The organism is Streptomyces sp. NPDC059875 (genome assembly GCF_042731085.1).
Lineage (GTDB): Bacteria > Actinomycetota > Actinomycetes > Streptomycetales > Streptomycetaceae > Streptomyces.
Genome location: NZ_JBHWJZ010000001.1, coordinates 296,824 through 315,292, shown reverse-complemented (window position 1 = coordinate 315,292; position 18,469 = coordinate 296,824). Strand labels below are relative to the sequence as shown.

8 protein-coding genes are annotated in these 18,469 nt (G+C 71.1%); 1 reads left to right on the top strand and 7 read right to left on the bottom strand.

Annotated features, from left to right (window positions below):
• Positions 1-28 precede the first annotated feature (28 nt).
• From ACFV9D_RS01225 to ACFV9D_RS01205, 5 genes are read right to left on the bottom strand one after another with little or no spacing between them, the layout of a single operon-like run.
• Positions 29-2,650, bottom strand: a complete 2,622-nt coding sequence (locus ACFV9D_RS01225; RefSeq protein ID WP_385139008.1) for an ATP-binding protein — start codon at positions 2,648-2,650, stop codon at positions 29-31.
• Positions 2,647-5,880, bottom strand: a complete 3,234-nt coding sequence (locus ACFV9D_RS01220; protein ID WP_385139006.1) for a hypothetical protein — start codon at positions 5,878-5,880, stop codon at positions 2,647-2,649. Before ACFV9D_RS01220 ends, ACFV9D_RS01225 begins: the two co-directional genes overlap by 4 nt.
• Positions 5,877-9,500, bottom strand: coding sequence for an AAA domain-containing protein (locus ACFV9D_RS01215; RefSeq protein WP_385139003.1), 3,624 nt, complete (start codon positions 9,498-9,500; stop codon positions 5,877-5,879). Before ACFV9D_RS01215 ends, ACFV9D_RS01220 begins: the two co-directional genes overlap by 4 nt.
• The gene (locus ACFV9D_RS01210; RefSeq protein WP_385139000.1) at positions 9,493-13,566 is read right to left on the bottom strand and encodes an ATP-binding protein; all 4,074 of its coding nucleotides are present in this window, start codon (positions 13,564-13,566) and stop codon (positions 9,493-9,495) included. Before ACFV9D_RS01210 ends, ACFV9D_RS01215 begins: the two co-directional genes overlap by 8 nt.
• 4 nt (positions 13,567-13,570) lie before the next feature.
• The gene (locus ACFV9D_RS01205) at positions 13,571-15,022 is read right to left on the bottom strand and encodes a hypothetical protein (RefSeq protein WP_385138997.1); all 1,452 of its coding nucleotides are present in this window, start codon (positions 15,020-15,022) and stop codon (positions 13,571-13,573) included.
• A 318-nt stretch (positions 15,023-15,340) separates the two neighbouring features.
• On the opposite strand from ACFV9D_RS01205, the gene ACFV9D_RS01200 reads away from it, so the two are divergent.
• Complete coding sequence (locus ACFV9D_RS01200) at positions 15,341-16,063, top strand: sugar transferase (RefSeq protein WP_385138994.1); 723 nt, start codon at positions 15,341-15,343, stop codon at positions 16,061-16,063.
• 41 nt (positions 16,064-16,104) lie between these two features.
• On the opposite strand, the gene ACFV9D_RS01195 is transcribed toward ACFV9D_RS01200, so the two are convergent.
• The gene (locus ACFV9D_RS01195) at positions 16,105-17,244 is read right to left on the bottom strand and encodes a hypothetical protein (protein WP_385138991.1); all 1,140 of its coding nucleotides are present in this window, start codon (positions 17,242-17,244) and stop codon (positions 16,105-16,107) included.
• Positions 17,241-18,380, bottom strand: a complete 1,140-nt coding sequence (gene wecB, locus ACFV9D_RS01190) for a non-hydrolyzing UDP-N-acetylglucosamine 2-epimerase (protein WP_385138988.1) — start codon at positions 18,378-18,380, stop codon at positions 17,241-17,243. The genes ACFV9D_RS01195 and wecB overlap by 4 nt, the downstream gene beginning before the upstream one ends.
• Positions 18,381-18,469: the final 89 nt, after the last annotated feature.

Here is an 18,469-nt window from a genome sequence, read left to right as displayed (position 1 = left end):
GGCTCGGACGCCCGAGCGGACGCAGGGGTCAGACACCCGCCGGCGTGACGGTCTCGAGCTCCGGAAGGACGAGCCGCAGCGCGGCACCCGTCAGCGCCGGATGCGAGGAACGGAAGACCTCCGCCTCGGCCTCCACCGCCGGTGTGGGCAGCGCCCGCAGGAACTTCCGTACGCGGTGCAGCCCCCATCCCCGATCCGCGCCACGGGTGCTCCACTCGGGCTGGAACACCCTCCGGCCCCGCGCCTCGGCCGGCAGCCCCGGGCCGTTGTCCTGCACCTCCACGAGCACCTCCGGGCTCTCCTGCGACACGGAGACCTGCACCAGAGCCGCGCCGAGGCCCGTGAGCGCCTCAGCGGCGTTGTCCAACACCTCGTACAGCACCGCACGCAGCACGGGCTCGGGAACGTCCACCCACAGGGACGGGGGACAGCGGAGGTCGACACGGACCTCCCGGTACTGCTCCTGGCACCGGGCCGTCAGATCCGACAGGACCGCCCCCAGGTCCGCGACCCGCGGTACCGCCTGCTCGACCAGGTCGTCGGGGGAGTGCTCCAGCAGCTCGCCGCCCGCGAGGGCCGCGAGGGCGGCCAGCTCCTCGGCATCGGCACCCCGCTGCTCCGCTTCCACGTACCGGGCGTACGACGGCGCCGGGGCGAAGCGGTTGCGGTGCCACGCGGTCCAGCCGGTGGGAACCGCCCCGGCATCCGCCGTGACCGACGCGGTGTCGTCCGCCCCGTCCTCGAGATCGCCGGCGCGTTCCATCTCCGCCAGCAGGACGGTCAGTTCGGTGTCGGCCGAGGGACGGAGGGCCCGCACGGCCCCGCACAGCGGTACCCGCAAGGACGCCTCCCCGTCCGCTCCCGCTCCCGGTGCAGGCACCCCCTCCGCCCGTGGTGCGGGCACCCGGTCGGTGGTCAGCCGCGCCCCTACGAGCAGACCGCGGGCCACGAGCGTGTCGGTGGCCGCCAGGACCCGAGCCCTGGCACCCGGCCGGCCGGAACAGATCTCGGCCCAGTCTCCGAGGTCCCCCAGGGCGAGACGTCCGTCCTCGGGATCGCAGACCGAGAGGGCCGCCCACCACGCGGCCCGGGCCGCCGGCTCGCCGCAGCGGGCCAGCAGTTCGGCCCGCAACGTGTGGACGAGCGCCTTGTCCTTCCGCCAGCCACCGGTCTCCGCCGCCCAGAGGTCGCCACGGGCGGAGCGGTCGTCCACGCTCTGGGCATAGCGGAGCATCACCCAGAGGAGCCCGGGATCCATGCCGGTGCAGCGCTCCATCGCCTGCACCGTGGCGGTTCCTCCCCGCAACGACATGTGGGTGATCCACCGCAGGGTCCGCCAGGCCGCGTCGGGGACCGGACCGAGGATCCGGCCGAGCACCGCCGGACTGTCGCCGATGAGGGCCTCGACGGGCCACTGCGGCGCGAGGATGCCCAGGGTGCGGGCCGCCCGGTCCGCCGGCAGCACGGCCAGTCCGAGAAGGTCGCGCAGGCTCAGCACGGCAGTAGCCGCACGGTCGGTGTACCCGGTGGACACCAGGCCCGGGCCGACCGCGACATGCGGACCGTGCGCGGCGAGTTCCGCCGGTGGCGCGGCGGTTCCCGGCTCGGCGACGTAGAGGTCGACCCGGCCCGTCGGATGCAGGCCCGTCAGCGGTTCGGCGCTGAACAAGCCGTCGAAGAAGGTGAAGAAGCCGCCGTCGATGCGGTGCGCCACGGCCCCTTCGCCCGGCCCGCCGAGAAACCGCCCGAGCGCGTTCGCGAAACCCTCGGCCGCTTCCGGGGACGATTCCCGGTTCAAGCGGTCGAAGGCGGCGAGCAGCCGTGCGGCGTCGTCGTCGGCGGCCTTCCACGCGGCGAACTCCGGCGGCCTGCGCATCGCCGGATTCAGCTGGTACTCCAGGAGGGTGTCGGGCGTCCAGTCCCTGTCCCACACCGGAAGCGGTGCCAGCGCCTCCGGTACGGGCACACCCAGAGGCTCCCGGTTCAGCAGCGCCTGGGCGGTGACCAGTTCGCCCGCCCGGAGCAGTGCCCGCACCCTGCCCACGGCGAAGTCGCCGTCCTGGTGCGGGCCGGCCTGATCCGCGCCGCCGGCGGCTGCCTGCTCCTGTTCCGCGACCAGCCGCTCCAACTCCTCGGCGACGGCGCCCACCCGCGCACCGAGCTCGCCCTCGTGCTCGGACAGCACTGCTTCGGCGGCCGCACTGCGCGATCGAGCGCTCTCGACCAACGCCGCCATCTCCGGCTGCTCGAAGGCGACTCCCGCCGCTTCCGCGCGCCTGGTCAGCTCCGATACGCGCTGGCGTACCGACTCCGTGGCGGCCTCGCGTGCGGCGTCCAGCCTCCGCGCCAGCAGCTCGGCCTGGTGCTCGTCAAGGACCGCGTCGCCCAGGAGCAGCCGCTCGGCGGCGTCGTGCTCCCCCTGGTCCAGCAGCGCCTCGAACGTGGCGCGCGGTGACATGCCCCCCGCGTGGGCGAGGACCGCTTCGGCGAGCATGCCGCCGTCCAGCTCGGCCGCGCCGCCCGTCGGCGACGGGCCGTCGTGCTCTCCTTCCTCCGCGGGGCGGCCCTGCTCGGCCAGGGCGATCAGCACACCGGGGAACCGGACACGGCCCGGCCATGTCTCCAACAGCGCGCGTGGAACTCCGGTCACCTGTCGTCCTTTCCGATCACCGGCAGAGAGACGAGAGCGCTCAGGAGCGCCTTCGCCGGATGACGGGCCGGCTCTCCCAGCCCGTCGGCCTCCTCGAGGAGCGTGTGCCATGTGCTGTCGAGGAGCCGCGCGAACGCATGCTGTTCAGGGGCGAGCGTCGGGAGCAGCGCGGCCGATCCGGAGGCCGCCGTCTCCTGTTCGGCCTCGGTCGCGGGCAGCACCGCGAGCCGGCGCGCCTCGGCCATCACGTCGGCGACCCGTCGCGCGTACGCCAAGTGGTTGCTCCATTCGACCTTCCTGACGCCCAGATCCGTCGCGAGCTGGTCCATGTGGAGCCGCGCTTCCAGAGCGGTGCCCGGCAGTTCGGCGGCGGTGCCCGTCCTGAACTCGGCGGTCGCGTCGGGGCTCGCCATGGCGAGGACCCGGACGAACAGACCGTCGGGCAGCCGGAACATCGCTCGATGCATCGCCCGCCCGTCGAGGAACTTGAAATGCTGGTCGGACCGTTCCAGATCGTTCACTTCGGCGACGAGGCGACGCCAGCCGTCCCGTACGTCCGCCGTCCGTTTCTGCTGCTCGGCCCAGGCGTTGATGTCCTGGAGCGGCACCGGAGCCCGTGTCACGGCGAAGCAGCTCGCGGCCTCCCGCGCCAGACGGAGCCAGGCGGCAGGCACGCCCGACGCCGCCGCGCTGCCGGGAGAGGCCAGCGACTCGCAGACCATGAGGCCGATGTCACCACCGTGCAGCAGCATCTCGGCGATCGCCCCCACCAGGGCCACGGTGCGGTGCTCCGGCGGGGCCTCGGCCAGCTCCATCGCGCTGAAGTACAGCTGCTCGCCGAGCGGACCGTGCTCCAGCGGTACGGCCACGGCCGCCAGCTGCGGCGGCATGGTCTCCGCGTCGCCGAGCCGCGGGGCCAGCAGGTAGGCCTCCATGAAGGCATGACGCTGCCATGCGTCGTGAAGGATCCAGCGACCCCATCGCCGGCGTTGCTCCTCGTCTCCCGTCGAGCCGAAGAGCAACGCCGCGGAGTCGCAGCGCAGTCGCTCGGACGCGGTTCCGGCCTCGAGGCGGTCGTCGAGCACCTTCCAGTCGTCGGCGTCGACAGGGACCGAGGCGAGCGAGGGCAGCGGCGGCAGATACTCGTGCCGGCCACCGGCGCCGGGGTCGTCCCCGGCGTCCCCGAACCAGTCCCGAATGCCCAGCTCCTCGGCGAACTCGGCCGTGAAACCGGTGCTCATGATGTGCAGACCGAGCTCGCTCGGGGCGGGACCCTGTGCGGGGTTCACGGACCGGTTGCCGAGCGGACGGTAGCTGCCGATGACGGTCTCGTGGTCGGACAGCACCGCGCGCGCCCGTGCCTTGGTGCTCCGCAGTGTCCGATCGGCGCCGAGGCGCTGCTGCAGTTCGGCATAGCCGCGGGCGGTGCGCCGCCCGTCCTTGAGCGGCGGGTGCTGAAGATGGACCACGACGCCCCGGTCCCTCAGCCCCAGCAGCCGGCGCCCGAGCGCGTCCGTGCAGGCCTCGCCCTCCGCGGAGTCGTCGGTGACGGCCAGCCGTTCGGAGGCGCCGTCGACGGAGCGCTGGACGAGGTCGACGTACATGCCGTCCCACACCGCTCGCACCACCGGATCGCCCCGGTACACCTCCTCCACCGCGTCGACGAGCTCCCTCAGCACCCGGCCCCAGCGGGCCGACCACTTCGCGCGGTACCCGACCTCGTCCTCGGCCCACGTCTCCGCGAGGTCCGGCAGGGAGACACCGCGCCACTCGGTGCCCGCGTCCGGCGGGGAGTGGTCCGCGCCCCGCCGCCTCCCGAAGTCCGCCGGCAGCAGGGCGATGCTCTGCCCCGCCTCCCAGTACGGATAGGTCCGCCGGGCCCAGCTCAGCAGGTCCGTGACACAGCCCGGCGGCTCGTCCGTGCCCTCGGCCGGCTGTACGAGGACACCCGCCCCGGTGTCCTCGGCCAGCGGGCTCCGCGAGCCCACGTACGCGTACAGGTCGTCGCAGACGACCGCGGACGCCGAACTGCTGCTGCTGCGCTGTTCGAGCAGCACGTTCTCCGGAAAGCGGCTCTGGAGGTCGTACAGGGCGGTGGCGACCTTGCCCTCCAGTTTGGCGGACGGCGTGCCGCCCCACAGGAACACGAGCGTGACGCCTCGCTTCGCGGCGAGTTCCAGCGAGGGCAGCACCGGATGCAGGGCTTCGTACGTGATCCGCGGCACTGCCAGGACGAGCTGGTGCGCCGCCTGCTCGATCAGGTCCTGGACCACCCACTCGACGCCGGCACCCGGGGCCACCCGCTGGAGCGAGCATCGCCCACGGCGCGCCTCCGCCAGCTGCTCCAGCACCCGCGTCGCCTTGGCGCGCAGCTCGTGATGGCGAGCCGGGAGCTGCTCCGGCGGGATGGTGCCCAGACCCTCGGCCAGTCGGTCCAGACCGACCAGCAGGGAGCGGAGGTTGTCGGGCGGTACCACCTCCAGGACCTGGCGGGACCGGAGTTGCTGGGCGAACCGGCTGTCCGGCCGGTTGCGCACCAGGTCGCTGACCCTGGCCTGGAAGAGCTGCAGCGCGCGCCTGCCCCAGCCCGGCGGCATCTGGACGGGGGTGGCGGTCACCGTCCCGGTCACGGGATCCCGGTTGACCACGACCTCCACCGTGTTCCAGTGGACGGCCTCCGGAGGGCTCAGCATCGGGTTGGCGAACGACACGTTCAGCACGCGCTGGCGCACCCCGCGCTGCCTGCGGTCGGTGCGGACGGCCTCCCGGACCGCGCGCAGGAGTTCGGTCTGCGGGATGTCGGTCTCGGAGATCCCGCGCGCGAGGGGCATCGCGATGGCCCCGTAGGGGACCCGGTCCATGCCCTTGCGGTGCAGCAGCACGGCCGCCGTCACCGGGTCGAACAGGAACTTGCGCGCCTGCACCTTCGACGACACCGGCCGGTCCCCGTCGTGATCGCCGAGGACCGTCTGGGCCGCCTGGGTGTTCTCCAGCGTGTTCGTGGAGAAGTCGACGGCCAGGAACCCCCTGCTCCACAGGCCGTGCACCACGTCCAGCATGAGCCGGTTCGGCAGGGAGAACAGCTGCCCCAGGTCCCGTACGGTGGTGCGTCCCGCGGCCACGGCCCGGAGCACCAGCTCCTCCAGCGTGGAGGCGCCCTCCTCGGCGCCGAGCTCCATCCGCAGGGTGATGACACGGCAGGGGATCGCGACAAGAGCGGTCTCGGTCATCGGTTGTCCCCCGTTCCCGCCGCGGCGTCCACGACGATCTCTCCCGTCGAGGCGTCGACGATCCTTCCGACCTCACGGAAGGTCTTGATCACCGACTGCCAGGCGCTTCCGCCATGGCGCTCGAAATGCGGCAGGTTCCCGACGACCACGAGCAACTGCTGCGCCCGCGACAGCATCACGTTGATCACGTCGGCCTGAGCGGTGTGCCCCACGTTCTGCCGCGAGTCCGTGCCCCGTTCCGAGCTGCGGACCAGCGAGACGATCACGGTCTTCGCCTGACCGCCCTGGAAGGAGTGGACCGTGTGCACCCGCCCCTTGAGGAACCCGCGCTCCAGTTCCCGCAGTTGTCTGCGGTACGGCGTCAGTACGGTCAGCTTCCGGGGGTCGTTCTGGGCATCGAGCCCCAGCTCGCGCACCAGGCCCTCCACGAGCTCGATCTCGCCGGGGTTCCACCAGTACCCGAGGTCCTCGCAGCTCGTGTGCTGGGACGTGTCCAGCCAGATCAAGGGCGCGCCCTTCACGTACTCCGGCTTGGTGGCGGAATGGAACTCGTCGATCTCCGGGTCCGGCGCGAGGAACGTGCCGCCGTCGCCGTCGGGGTAGAAGGCCCGGGCGAAGGGCTGGGCGATGGCCGGGTGCATACGGAACTGCGTGTCGAGGGTGTCCATCGGGCTCGTGGTCTCGGCGCGCTGGGTCGAGTCCCGTCCCTCGAAGAAGCGGCCGAACATCTGGACGAACCTCAGATAGCTCTCGCGCGCCGCGTAGTGCAGCCTGATGCGCTCGTCGGGGTGCGACGACAGGCTGTCGAGAAACGTCTTGACGTCCTGGGCCCGGTGCGGGCCGAGCTGCAGATGGTCGCCCACCAGGGTCCAGCGCACGCCCAGGACCAGCGGCATGATGATCTCCGTCGGCCAGGCCTTGGCCGCCTCCTCGATGATCACCCAGTCGAAGACGTCGGACGGATCCCGCACGTCGTCGGTGAGCGTGCCCGCGATCGAGCACGTCGCCAGCACGACGTCGGCGCTCGCCCGGATGCGCTCGGTCAACTCCACCATGTTCTCCTGGGCCACATCGGCCCACCGCAACATCACCTTCTCCTCGGACGCGTTGCGGGCCCCGTGGTGGCCGTTCGCGACCCGCTCGCGGATCCGCGTGACCAGATCCTCGGCGATCGCCTCCGCCGTGAACCGGCGCAACTCCGGACGCAGATCGGAGGGGTCCATCTTGCGGGACAGCTCCCGGAGCATCAGCACCGACTGGGTGTCGATCACCGGCCGGAGCAGCTCGACGCACTTGCCGGCCAACTCGTCCAGCGCGTCGTTCGACTGCGCGCTCACCAGCACACGGGCGCCGTGCTCCGTCCTGAGGAAGTCGCGCAGCGCGTGCGAGACCACGGTGCTCTTGCCCGTGCCCGGGGGCCCCTGGAGGGCGTAGAAGGGATGGAGTCGCAGCATGTCTGCGATGATCCGGGCAGCCTTGCCCCGCAGAGGTTTCTCGCCGACCGGCGCCGGAATCTCCAGCGTCGCGTCCCGCCGCCCGCGCAGTTCGATGGACGTGGGCGTGTGCAGGACGCGCGCCAGACCGGCCTTCTGGCGCAGCGACGCCAACCCTCGTGCCTCCCGCCGGAGTTGGACCTCCGTGCCGAGGTCGGTGTCGGGCCTGAGCCACCCCTTGACCGGAAGCTCCTTACCCGGCGCCTGCTCGACCACGATGGACTCCGCGTCCAGGCGCTCCTTCAACCGGAACGAGACGGAGCCGCTGCCGAAGTACGGGCTGTGCCGGTCGTACACCACGGAGACCGACGCCCGGTCGTCCTCGGCGAGAAGGCCCTTGGCGAAGTCGCCGAGCGCCGGCCGGTGCCGGGGATCGGCGCAGTAGGCGGTGAGCAGCTCGTCGCCGTGCATCCACTTGCGTTCCCTGCCCCTGTCATGCGTCAGCACGAGTCGGCCGTCGCCCGTTTCGCTGAGCGTGTACGGGTACTGCCGGGCCCGGAGCACCGCGCCCTGGTAGTCCAGCATGAAGGACACGGCCCGCAGCATCTCCTGGACGTCGGAACCCTGCGCGCTCTGCTCCGTGTTCCGGACCGCTTCCGTCAGCTCCTCCCACGACGGGCGGTCGGCCCGCTCGTCCTCCAGCGGCTGCCCCAGCCGGAACGGCACCAGATCCACCTTGCCGATGCGCCGTTTGGGCCTGACCGACAGGATCTCCGACGCGAAGCGTCTGTCCACGAGGTACTTGATGACCAGCGTGTCGGTGCGCGTCACCGTGCGGCGGCCCATCGCGTCGTACTCGTACAGGAACGCGCAGAACCACACGGCCTGTTGCCCGATGAGCACCCACTGGGCCTCACTGAGCGAGCGGTGGTCGCCGTCCACGAAACCGACCGCGCCGCCGTGCCAGTGCACCAGCTCCGCTTCGCGCAACTCCTCCTCCAGGAAGGCCTGGAGTTCCTGGCAGCCCTGAGGGGTGTCGGGACTGTGGTCGGTCCAGCCCCGGCTCGTGTGGATCGTCACCACGGACTGGTCGGGCATGAAGGCCAGCAGCCGCGGTCGCGCTCCGGTCGGCGCCGGATCGAGGGCCAGGCAGATGCCCGACCAGTTGCGCTGCAGCGCGGCCGACGCCTCGAACGAGGAGCTGCGGCCCGTGGGCGACGGGTCGAGCATGTCGAGCAGCGCCTGGCGGAGCGGGCGGGGGAGTTTGAGGGAGAGGTTGAGCTCACGGCGCATCGCGCGGTGGAGGCGGGCCAGCGCCGCGGGCAGTTCCTCGCCCTCGGCCGCCTCGACGGCGGCGCACTCGCCGGGCAGCTTGTCCGTCAGGGAGCCGACGAACAACTCCCACCCGAGGACACCGAGTCCGAAGACGTCGGTGCTGCCGTGGTCCAGGTGACGCAGCCGGATGTCGCAGAAGACGGAGGGATGGTTCTCCGGTGCCAGGTAGGCCAGGTGGTGGGCCTTGGCGACACCGGGCGGCGGAGTGAGGAACAGCGCCTTCACGGCCTCGTCGTACTGTGCCTTGCTGCTCGGACCGTGGACCGACTGCAGCAGGTTGTTCAGCAGGGCACTCAGCTCGAACCGCGCCAGGGCCAGCGTCGTCCGGCCCGGATTGTGCGGCGCGGGGTTGACGCGGACGGCGGCCAACGTCAGGTTCCGGTGCACGATCCGTGTGCCGTGCAGCTGGCCCAACGCGTCCACCAGCAGACTGAACTGCTCGAACGCCACCACGGGGAAGGCCGTCGCCCACTCGTTCACCACGGACCGCCAGTCCTGGGCGAGCGGCTGCCCCTCCTGGCGCGTCATGATGAACGCGACACGGCAGCTCCGGTCGAACCTGCCCTCCACGATCTCCGGCAACGCCGGATGGCCGAGCATCTTCAGACGTAACAGATTGCGTACCTCGTGGTCCCAGAGGTCCCCTCCCGCCTGCTCGACGTTGAGGAACAGCGCCACCTCGCGCACGTCCGTGGGGTGGTCCAGGCTCCGCAGGACGAAGTGGAGCAGACGCTCCCTGATCAGCTCCTGGTAACCGCCCACCAAGCGGTACCGGCCGTGCCGGGCCTGTTTCCCCGTGAACAGGTCGTCCAGCAGGTCCTCGACGTACTCGGGCGCCAGCTCGTCATCCATGCGTCTCCTCCGTTCCCCCGCCGTCGCCACCGCACGCGACGGGATTGAGCCTGAGCACCACGAATCCGTCGTCGGCGGCGATCGCCAGCCGTCCCGACGAGAGTGGCGTGAGCCGGGTGCACGGTGATCCCAGCGGTATTCGGCGCACCGGCCGCCAGCCGGACGTCCGTTCCTCGCGCCACACCACGACGGTTCCTTCGCGCCCGGCGGTCGCCCGCAGCCGGGCCGGGTGGAGGCGGGCGTCGGGTGCGTCGAGGGCGACCGGTGCGTCGAGGGCGACGCAGCCGATCGTGCGCGTGTGCTCGTCGTCCGCCCCCGCGGGCAGCGGTTCCTGCTCCGGGTCGGCTGCGTCGGCTGGAGCCGGTACGTCCAGCTCGGCACCGTCCGACGCGCGCAGAACCCGCACCGTCGAGTGCCCGGCGCACCGCTCCGTCACGACCAGCGTCTCCGTGCCGTCCGCCGACACGTGCCGTCGCAGGTCGCGGATCGAGGAGGCACGGCCCACCGACGCGACGCCGGCGCGCGCCGTGGCCGAAGGGTCCCAGAAGTGCACCCGGGAATCCCGCTCCGCCGCCGTGACCAGGACGCTCCCGCCCTGAGGCCCGCGCAGCGCGCCGATCGCCGTGATCGCTCTGCTTCCGGTCGACGTCTCCAGGAGTGCGGGACGACCGGAGGAGGTGGCCGGACCCACGACCCGTACGATGCCCCGCTTGTCGCCGACCACCGGCACCACGCCCTGCCCGGTCGACGGCAGGGCAGCCAGGACCGGATTGCCGCTGCTCTGCACGCCGGTGAGGGGCCCCTCTGCCTCGGCCACGATCGCCGGGCCGCCCTCACCTTCGCTCACCCGCCAGAGCGCGAGGCGGCCCTCGTCGGAGACGGTGATCAGCCGGCCGCTCCCCGCGGGGCCCGGTACACCCACGAGACCGGCCAGCGCCGTCCGCGCGCTCAACCGGTCCACCAGGGAGGGCACTCTGCCGCCGACCGACCACAGCCCCAGGAGGCCGGACCGGTAGGCCGCCACCACGAGCGGAACGTCGTCCGGGCCCGAGAGGGAGACCAGACCCACCACGTCCCCTCCGGAGACGCCCACGGCGGGCGTCGACAGCGTCCCGTCCGGGCCGAGGAGAGCGAGGTAGCCGGCCTCGCCCGCGACGACGAACCGTCGGGTGCTGTCGGGGAGGGCGACCATCACGCGGACCACCTCGACCGACGACGTGGTGCGCGGCTCCGGGCGCTCGCCGGCGGCGGTGCCGGTTGCGGTAGTGGTGGCGTCCGTGTCCCAGAGCTGGAGGGTCCGGTCGTCGTGGGCGACGGCCAACAGGCCCGGCCCGACGCCCTCGCCGTCCGCTCGCCCCTCGCCCGCTCGCGCGTCCTGCGCGCCCTCGCCGCCCGACTCCTCGCCCTCGGCGTCGCCGCCGTCCGGCCGAGGTGTGGCCGAGCCGTGAGCGGCGAGCGCGCTCACCGGGCTGGCGCACCCGCTCAGCAACAGGGTGGGGTGGTGCTCCCGCCACGGCTCCCAGGCCATCACGGACCCGTCCACGGAACCGGTGACCAGCCAGGTGGCGTCCGGGCGCGTGACGAGGGTGGTGACCACGGTGTCGGCGCCGCCGAGTTGCAGATGCAGCGGCACGCGGCGCAACCGCCCCCAAGCGACCTCCCAGGCGGCGTCGGGGCCCCCGTCGTGCGTCCGGCCGGTCGCCCGGAGCCCGCCGAGCTGGCGCAGACCCGGTCGGTCGCCCTGCTCGGACTCCTTGATCAGATGCGCCGACGCGACCGTGCCCAGGACCTCGATGGGCAGATCGGTGGGAGCGGTACCCGTACCCGGTCCCGGGGTGAGGGCCAGAGCGCTGAGCGACGCGGGCGGCAGCCGGTCGACGACGGCGGGCCGCCCGGCGAGCGCGGCCCAGCCCGCCGCACCGCAGTCGGCCGCGTACTCCGCGAGCCGGCCGGCCAGATGCGGGCTGAGCGGCTGTCCTTCACCGGCCTGCGCGGCCGCGAGGTCGAGCAGGGCGAGGAACATCTCGTACCTGCGGTCCGGCGTGCCGTCGCCGAGCAGCTGCTCGGTGTGGGTGCGGTGCGCCAACCGGTACACGCTGCGCCGGTCCTCCCCGTCCACGAGGACGTAGGCCGCGGCCCGGTTCAGGAACAGCTCCAACTGCTCGTCGTCGAAAGGAACATCGGCCCCGGCGATGCCCGCGGCGGCGCACGCCCAGATGCCGTCCGCGAGAGGCAGCCCACGGCCGTGGGCGTAGGCAAGGGCCCGCAGCAGCGGCTCGGCCGTGGGCAGTCCCGCGGTGATCCGCTGGACGGCGGCCCCGAAGAGTCCGCTCTGGTCGCGCTCCAGCATCTGGGCCAGTGCGGTCCGCCCGCCGGCGCCGGGGGACAGCACGGTGGGCCGCTGCTCGATCTCCTGGACCACCAGGGCGGCCTGGAGGAACTGCCAGGATCCGGTGCGGACATGGGATTCCACGGCATCCGCCACGGTGCGGGTGACCGTCTCGTGCCAGTCCGCGTCACCGGCGGGACGCTCGCCCAGGATCGCGCGTACGTTGCGCTCGGCGTAGTCGCGGGCCGCCGACGGATCCGGTTCGAGGGACAGCACCCGGGCGTGTCCGGTGGTCGAACCGAGAACCTCCAGAAGGTCGACGTGTCCGCTCCCCTCCGCCGGCCGGCCGGCGCCCGAGACGGCGGCGTACGGGGAAGTCCGGGTGCCTATGAGGAGCCGTACACCCGGAACGGTCACGAGGTCCCGTAACAGGGCGGCGATCCGGACGGGATCCCTGGCCTCGTCGAGGGCGTCGGCGACTATCAGGGCCGGTGTCGGCGCTCCCGCCGCCGCGTGGGTGCCGCCGGTGAGTTCGGCAAGACGGCGGCGTACGGTGTCGAGTGCCTCGCCACCCCCGAGGACGCCGGCCGGCCCGGGACCACCGGAGTGCGCGTCATCACCCGGGTACGCGTCGAGTTTGTCGGCCAGCTGCCGGACCACATCCGCGGGGGTGCTGCCCGTCAGTGGCAGTACTGCCACGATCCGGGGGGAACGCGCGGTCTCCCGCCCCTCTCCTTCGGGCCGGGACCACCGCAGCAGACTCTCGCCCAGCAGCGCGGACTTGCCCGCGCCGGGCGCGCCCGTGACCGCAAGCACGGCCGCTCCGGCGGGATCGGCGCACCAGGCGGCGACGGTACGCAGGTCCTCCGCCCGGCCGGTGAAGTCGTGGACCACTTCGAGGAACCCCACCTTGTCCGAAGCCGGCATGTGTGGAAGTGCGTCGGGTGTGTCGTCGAAGCGGCTCTGCAGCCGGCGCTGGTCGGCCACCGTGGTCGCCCCGGCGAGCGGAACCCTGTCGCGCAGGACGAGACGGAGTTCGGCGCCCGTCTCGCCGCCGACGAGCTCCGCGTGGATGCGGTGGCGGTTGAAGTGGCCCTGCAGGTCACGCAGGCTGAAGACCTCGTCGTTGGAGGTCTTCGCGTCCAGGTACCGCTCCAGCACGTCGCGGAACGTGCCCAGATAGCCCTGTGCCTCGGGCTGTCCGGTGGCGACCATCAGCAGGGAGCGCACGCCGGCCTGACCGCTGCCGTTGAACCTGTGGGCCACGTCCTGGACGAAGCGCGTCGAGTTGCACGCCTCGATCATCACGAGCGCCCAGTGGCTCTCGTCCTGCCCACGCCTGCGCTGCTCGGCATGGACGTAGTGGGCGACCATGTCGGGCGTCACCCGGGCGTCCCCACGGTCCTTGGAGCCGGGCACGAGCAGCACGGCACCCATCGCCGCCGCGCGGCCGTGGCCGAACCACAGCAGCGCGGACGGGCGGGACTCGTCGTCGCCACGCCGCTCCCCGGCCCAGTGCGCGAGCGCCTCGTCGGCGTCGGTCAGCGACTCCACCGCGTCGCCGGCGAAGACGGGATCGACGGCCTGCCCGCCCATCCGCCGCAGTACGGCCACGGTACGCGCGGCCTCGTCGACCGTGTCCGCGTCCGGGAACCCGGCCACCGGTCCCACCGGAATCGCGTGGACGGCGAACGAGTCCGCGACATCGGCCCCCATGTCGTCGAAATCAGAGGCCATGGCGTCAGACGTGCCGCTCCGATGCCACCACGAGCACGAGCCGTGTCACCGGCTCGCTGCCGCCCACCACCTCGATCTCGTACAGCCCGGGCCGGGTGGCCACACAGGTCGCCACCAGCGTTCCGTCCCGGTCGGGCACCGGCTTCAGCTCCGGGTACAGGACCTCGTCGAGACCGCTGACCTCCTTGGCGGTGCAGTGGAGGTCGAAGACGCCGTCCCAGCCGGACACCTCGATGGTCAGGGGAGAGCCGGGCTCGACCCATTCCGGCACGTCCAGATCGAAGGATCCGTCCCCCAGCATGGCTCCGAGCTCGTCGGGGTGACGCAGGCCGCGCAGCATGCCGCGCGCCAGGTCGACGACGGTCCGACTGCGGGCGAGCGCGCCGTGTTCCTGGTAGACCGTGATCGCCTTCTCACGGGCGCCCGGCAGATGCGCGGCGAACTGGTACACCGTGCCGTCGCCCTCGCGGTTCTCGCGTCGCGGCCGGCCATCGGGATGGAAGAGCACACGGTCGTCGGAGGGATCCCGTTCGAGGATCGAATCCTGGCCCACGACGCCGTCCGCCGTCATGCGATAGCTCTGCAACGTGCGCTTGCCGAGACCGACCACCATCCTGTGGTCGGGCAGCGTGAGGCCCTGCCTGCTGTCGCGCCACCGCATGGACTCCAGGACCAGCTCGCGCCGGCCGCCCAGCGCGACGAGGTCGTCGGCGTTCGGTACCCGCGAGTCGAGGCCGAGGTCGAGCGCACGGTAGCCGGGGAGCAGGTCGTACACACCCGGCATGGTCCGGGCGGCGTCCCGCAGGACGGTGCGGGGGAGCGGAAGCGGCGCCCCCTTGCCGGAGTCGAGCATCACGGCCGCCTTGACCGATCCGCTGAAGGGGGTGCCGACGGTCAGTACGGCGCGGATGTCGGGCCCGAGGTCGCCGCGGTGGACGAGTTCGCGTACGAGGAGCCCGCCCAGGGAGTGGGCGACGAAGACGATCCGGGCCGGGCCGGCCTCGGGATGCAGGCCGAGGTAGTGGCGGTGGGCGGCGTGCTCGCGCCAGGCTTCGAGGTGCCGACGGGCCGCGGTCGCGAGCAGCGCTCCGTTGTGTTCGACCGAGAGCCGCCAGTCGTAGGGGAACGGGTGGACGGCGCTGCGGTGCAGGGCCTCGTGACGTAACTCGCTCACCAGGTGGTTGTAGGGCTGCGCCGAACCGAGCCCGGGCATCCACTCGGCGACGTTCAGCACGCCGGTCGGCTCGACCCGCCCCGTGGCCTCCGTGCGTTCTTCCTCGGTGACACCGAGCGCGCGCAGCCGATCGGCGTGCATGCGCGCGGAGTACTCGAAGAGCCGTTTGACGCCCCACAGTTGCTTGCCGCTCTCGACGTCCCTGAGCGCACTCCCCATGATGCCCGGCACGATGATCACGGCATCGTGCAGCAGCCGCTCGGCCACCCGTCGCCCACTCATGCTCCACGCCCCTCGAGTCGCCGCCCCATGCTGCTCCCCCTTGCGTCACTCGCCGTGGTGGGCCACGAGGCTAGCAGAGGAAAAACAAAGGTCACCGTGGCTTGCACCGCAGGCCATGAGCCCTTTGGAGCACGGCAGTTCCACCTTGCGCCCCCGTGCGCCCCGCCGCGGAGAGGGCCAGTGGCCGACGGCTGTCTGTCAGCCCGGAACCCGGAGTCGAGTAGCGGCGTCGTCGCTCGGCGTATCTGGGTATCCCGCCGAGAAAAATTGGGTCCGGTTGCCGATGAACCTGCCTCTGCACCACCGCAAACTGCCTGCATGGGTCCCGAACTCGGCCAAAGCAACCCAGAGGGTCCGTCCCGCCGCACAACCACGAACGGCGATGTCGCCGTCACGATGCAAAAGGCTGTCCCCGATCGCGGCCTTCTTGCAGCAAGCGGCCGCCAACTGCTCGGGAAGCGTGTTCTTGACATTGTTCTCGCCCTGCTGGCACTGATCCTGCTGTCGCCGATACTTCTGGTGACGGCATGCGCGATCAAGGTGTCTTCCGCAGGGCCGGTCCTTTACCTGCAAGAGCGCGTCGGCCGCGACGGGAAGCCTTTCAGGATGCTCAAGTTTCGTTCGATGCGTCGGGATGCGGAGCGTCAGCGGTCGGCGTATCTGGACCTGAACGAATGCGCTGGTCCCCTCTTCAAGATTCGTCACGACCCGAGGGTTACCCCGGTGGGGCACGTTCTTCGCAAGTGGAGCATCGATGAGCTGCCACAGTTGTTGAACGTCATACACGGCGAGATGAGTCTCGTCGGCCCGCGACCCCCTCTTCCGGAGGAGTGTGAGCAGTACGGTCCGCGGGAGCGGCAGCGTTTGCTCGTGAAGCCCGGAATCACCTGCATCTGGCAAGTCAGCGGCCGTTCCGATGTCGCGTTCGCCGAACAGGTGCGGATGGATCTGGACTACATCGCCAACTGGGACCTCGTGATGGACATCCGGCTGCTGATCAGAACGGTACCGGCCGTGCTCGAGCACCGCGGCGCCTATTGAGGTTGTGCTCATACCAGTTGTGCTCATACCACCAGTTGTGCTCATACCAACAGTTCCGAGAACTCTGCGGTCAGGGGGGCCCGCTCGGCGCTGCGGGAGTCGCTGCGGGAGTGAAGGAGCAGTGCCTGATGGGCGAACATCGCACACCAGACGTTGGCGATGTCCTGATGGCCTGAGAAGAGAACTCCGCCGTCCGGTCGCACGAAGCCGAGCAGCGCTCGAGTCAGCCCCTCCAGACGTCCGGCCCAGTGGTTCCCCCGCAGGTATCCACGGCCGCGCAGCAGGAGGCCGATGCGCAAGGCCTGGGCGAGAACGTCGGAACGCACGATCCCCCCTCCCGTGGTCTCCGCAAGGGTTCCGTCAACGGACTGGAGTCCCATGAGGCGGGCGTAGACCCTCTCGATGACCTCCAGCGCTTCGTCTTCCGTGTGGAGCGCCCCGATGAGCAGGCCCTCGATCCCGTAGAGGAGCGGGTGCAGCTCGCGGCACGGCCAGGCTTCCTCCAACACCGCCTTCCAATGCTCGCAGGTCCGGTGGCAGACCCGGCTGAGAGGGGTCCTGAGCACGCCATCAGGCATCCGGAGCAAGGCCGCAGCCGCCTTCAGGTGGTGCGGACCCGGTTGCGTCGACCAACGGTCGGGAAGTGGCGCGCCGTCGACCGCGTCATGGGACTGCAGAACGGCAGCTCCCGAACCAATGCTTTCGATGGTGGTGCAGAGGCCGGCGGCAAGGTTCTCCCATGCGCCGTGCCGGTCGACCTCCCCGAAACAGGCGACTCCCCGCGCGGCCATCGCCAGGTCGAACGTGAACACGCCGGCGTTCCGCCAGTCGGAGCGACCGGCCGACAGGTACAGCCGCGTCGGTGGAACTCCCTGTTCCGACACGGTGCGGGTGATCCATCCCAACGCCTGCCGACCGTGCTCGTGCGCCTCCGCGGCACGGTCCGGAGAGCTCGCCGCGCCCGACGCCAACCAGGCCATCGTGGTCAGGTAGTAGCCGGTGATCTCGAGGTATACGAACTCTGGTTGCCCCTCCCGATCCAGCCATCCGGCGACCGCTCCGCGCTGGGCGCCCTCCTCGATCTGAACCCCGCTCTCCAGCAACCATCGCTCGATGCGCAGGGCAGCCTCCGCTGTCTCGGGAGACAACCCGGTACCGGTGATCGGGTACGTCTCCGTCATGGCCGGGACTCCGTTCCTGCCGCTGGCGCGATCACCTCTCCGAGGATCTTCACGATCCGCTCGCCGGCGAGGCCGTCCCCATAGGGGTCATGGCACGTGGCCATGCGTGCATAGCGGACGGGGTCCTCGAGCAGTGCGGCCACCGCTGCGACGATGTCGTTCTCATCGGTTCCGACAAGGTTGGATGTCCCAGCCCTGAGGGGCTCCTCACGTTCCGTACGACGGTTGACCACGAGAAGCGGTTTACCCAAGGCCGGTGCTTCCTCCTGGATGCCGCCCGAATCCGTCAGTATCAGATAGGAGTCGGCGAGCATGTGCGTGAAGGGGATGTAGCTGCATGGCGCCAGCACGTCGACGTTCCGGGGACAGGCTCCGTTCAGGGTCTGTTGGATCATCCGGATGACCGGCGGAGACGGGTGACGCACCAATTGGAATTGCACGTCGGGGTAGAGACTCGCCAGCTGCCGGACAGCGCCGAAAATTGATCTGATCCCGTCGGGTATGCTCTCGCGCCGGTGCGCGGTGATCACAATTCGGCGTTGGCCTTCGGGGGGCGCGGCCGTTTGACGCGGCTGCGAGCGGGCCCAGTAGAGCGCGTCGATGCCGGTGTTCCCGGTGAGGTGGATCCGGTCCGGTGCCACCCCCTCGCGTACGAGGTTGTCCGCGGCCGTCTCGCTGGGGGCGAAGTGCAGATCCGCGATCGCGCCGACGATCCGCCGGTGGCCCTCTTCAGGCCAAGGCGCACTGTTGTCATAGGTCCGCAGCCCGGCTTCGACGTGAGCCACTCTCGTGGAGGAATGAAAAGCCGCGACGCCGGCGGCCATCGTGGTCGTGGTGTCGCCCTGAACCATGACAACGTCCGGCCGTAGCCGGTCACAGATGTCGGCGGCCCATTGGGCCACCTTCCACGCCACCTCGGCAGGCCGTTGGTTCTTTCGCATCACCGCCAACTCGTAGTCGGCGCTCATCCCGAACGTCGTGAGAGCATCGGACAACAGCTCTGAATGCTGGCCGCTGGAGCACACGATCGTCTCGAAGGTCGAATCCTGGTCGCGCAGCGCCCGAATGGGCGAATACATCTTGATGACCTCGGGCCGTGTCCCGACGAACGTGACCACGCGGATGCGTCTCGACATGTGCCACCTCTGAGGACTTGCTCAGCTCTGTGCCGCGCGCCTGAGGCGTTGCGTGCCTTCAGGCTCACGGTGCGTCCAGTCTGCGGTGG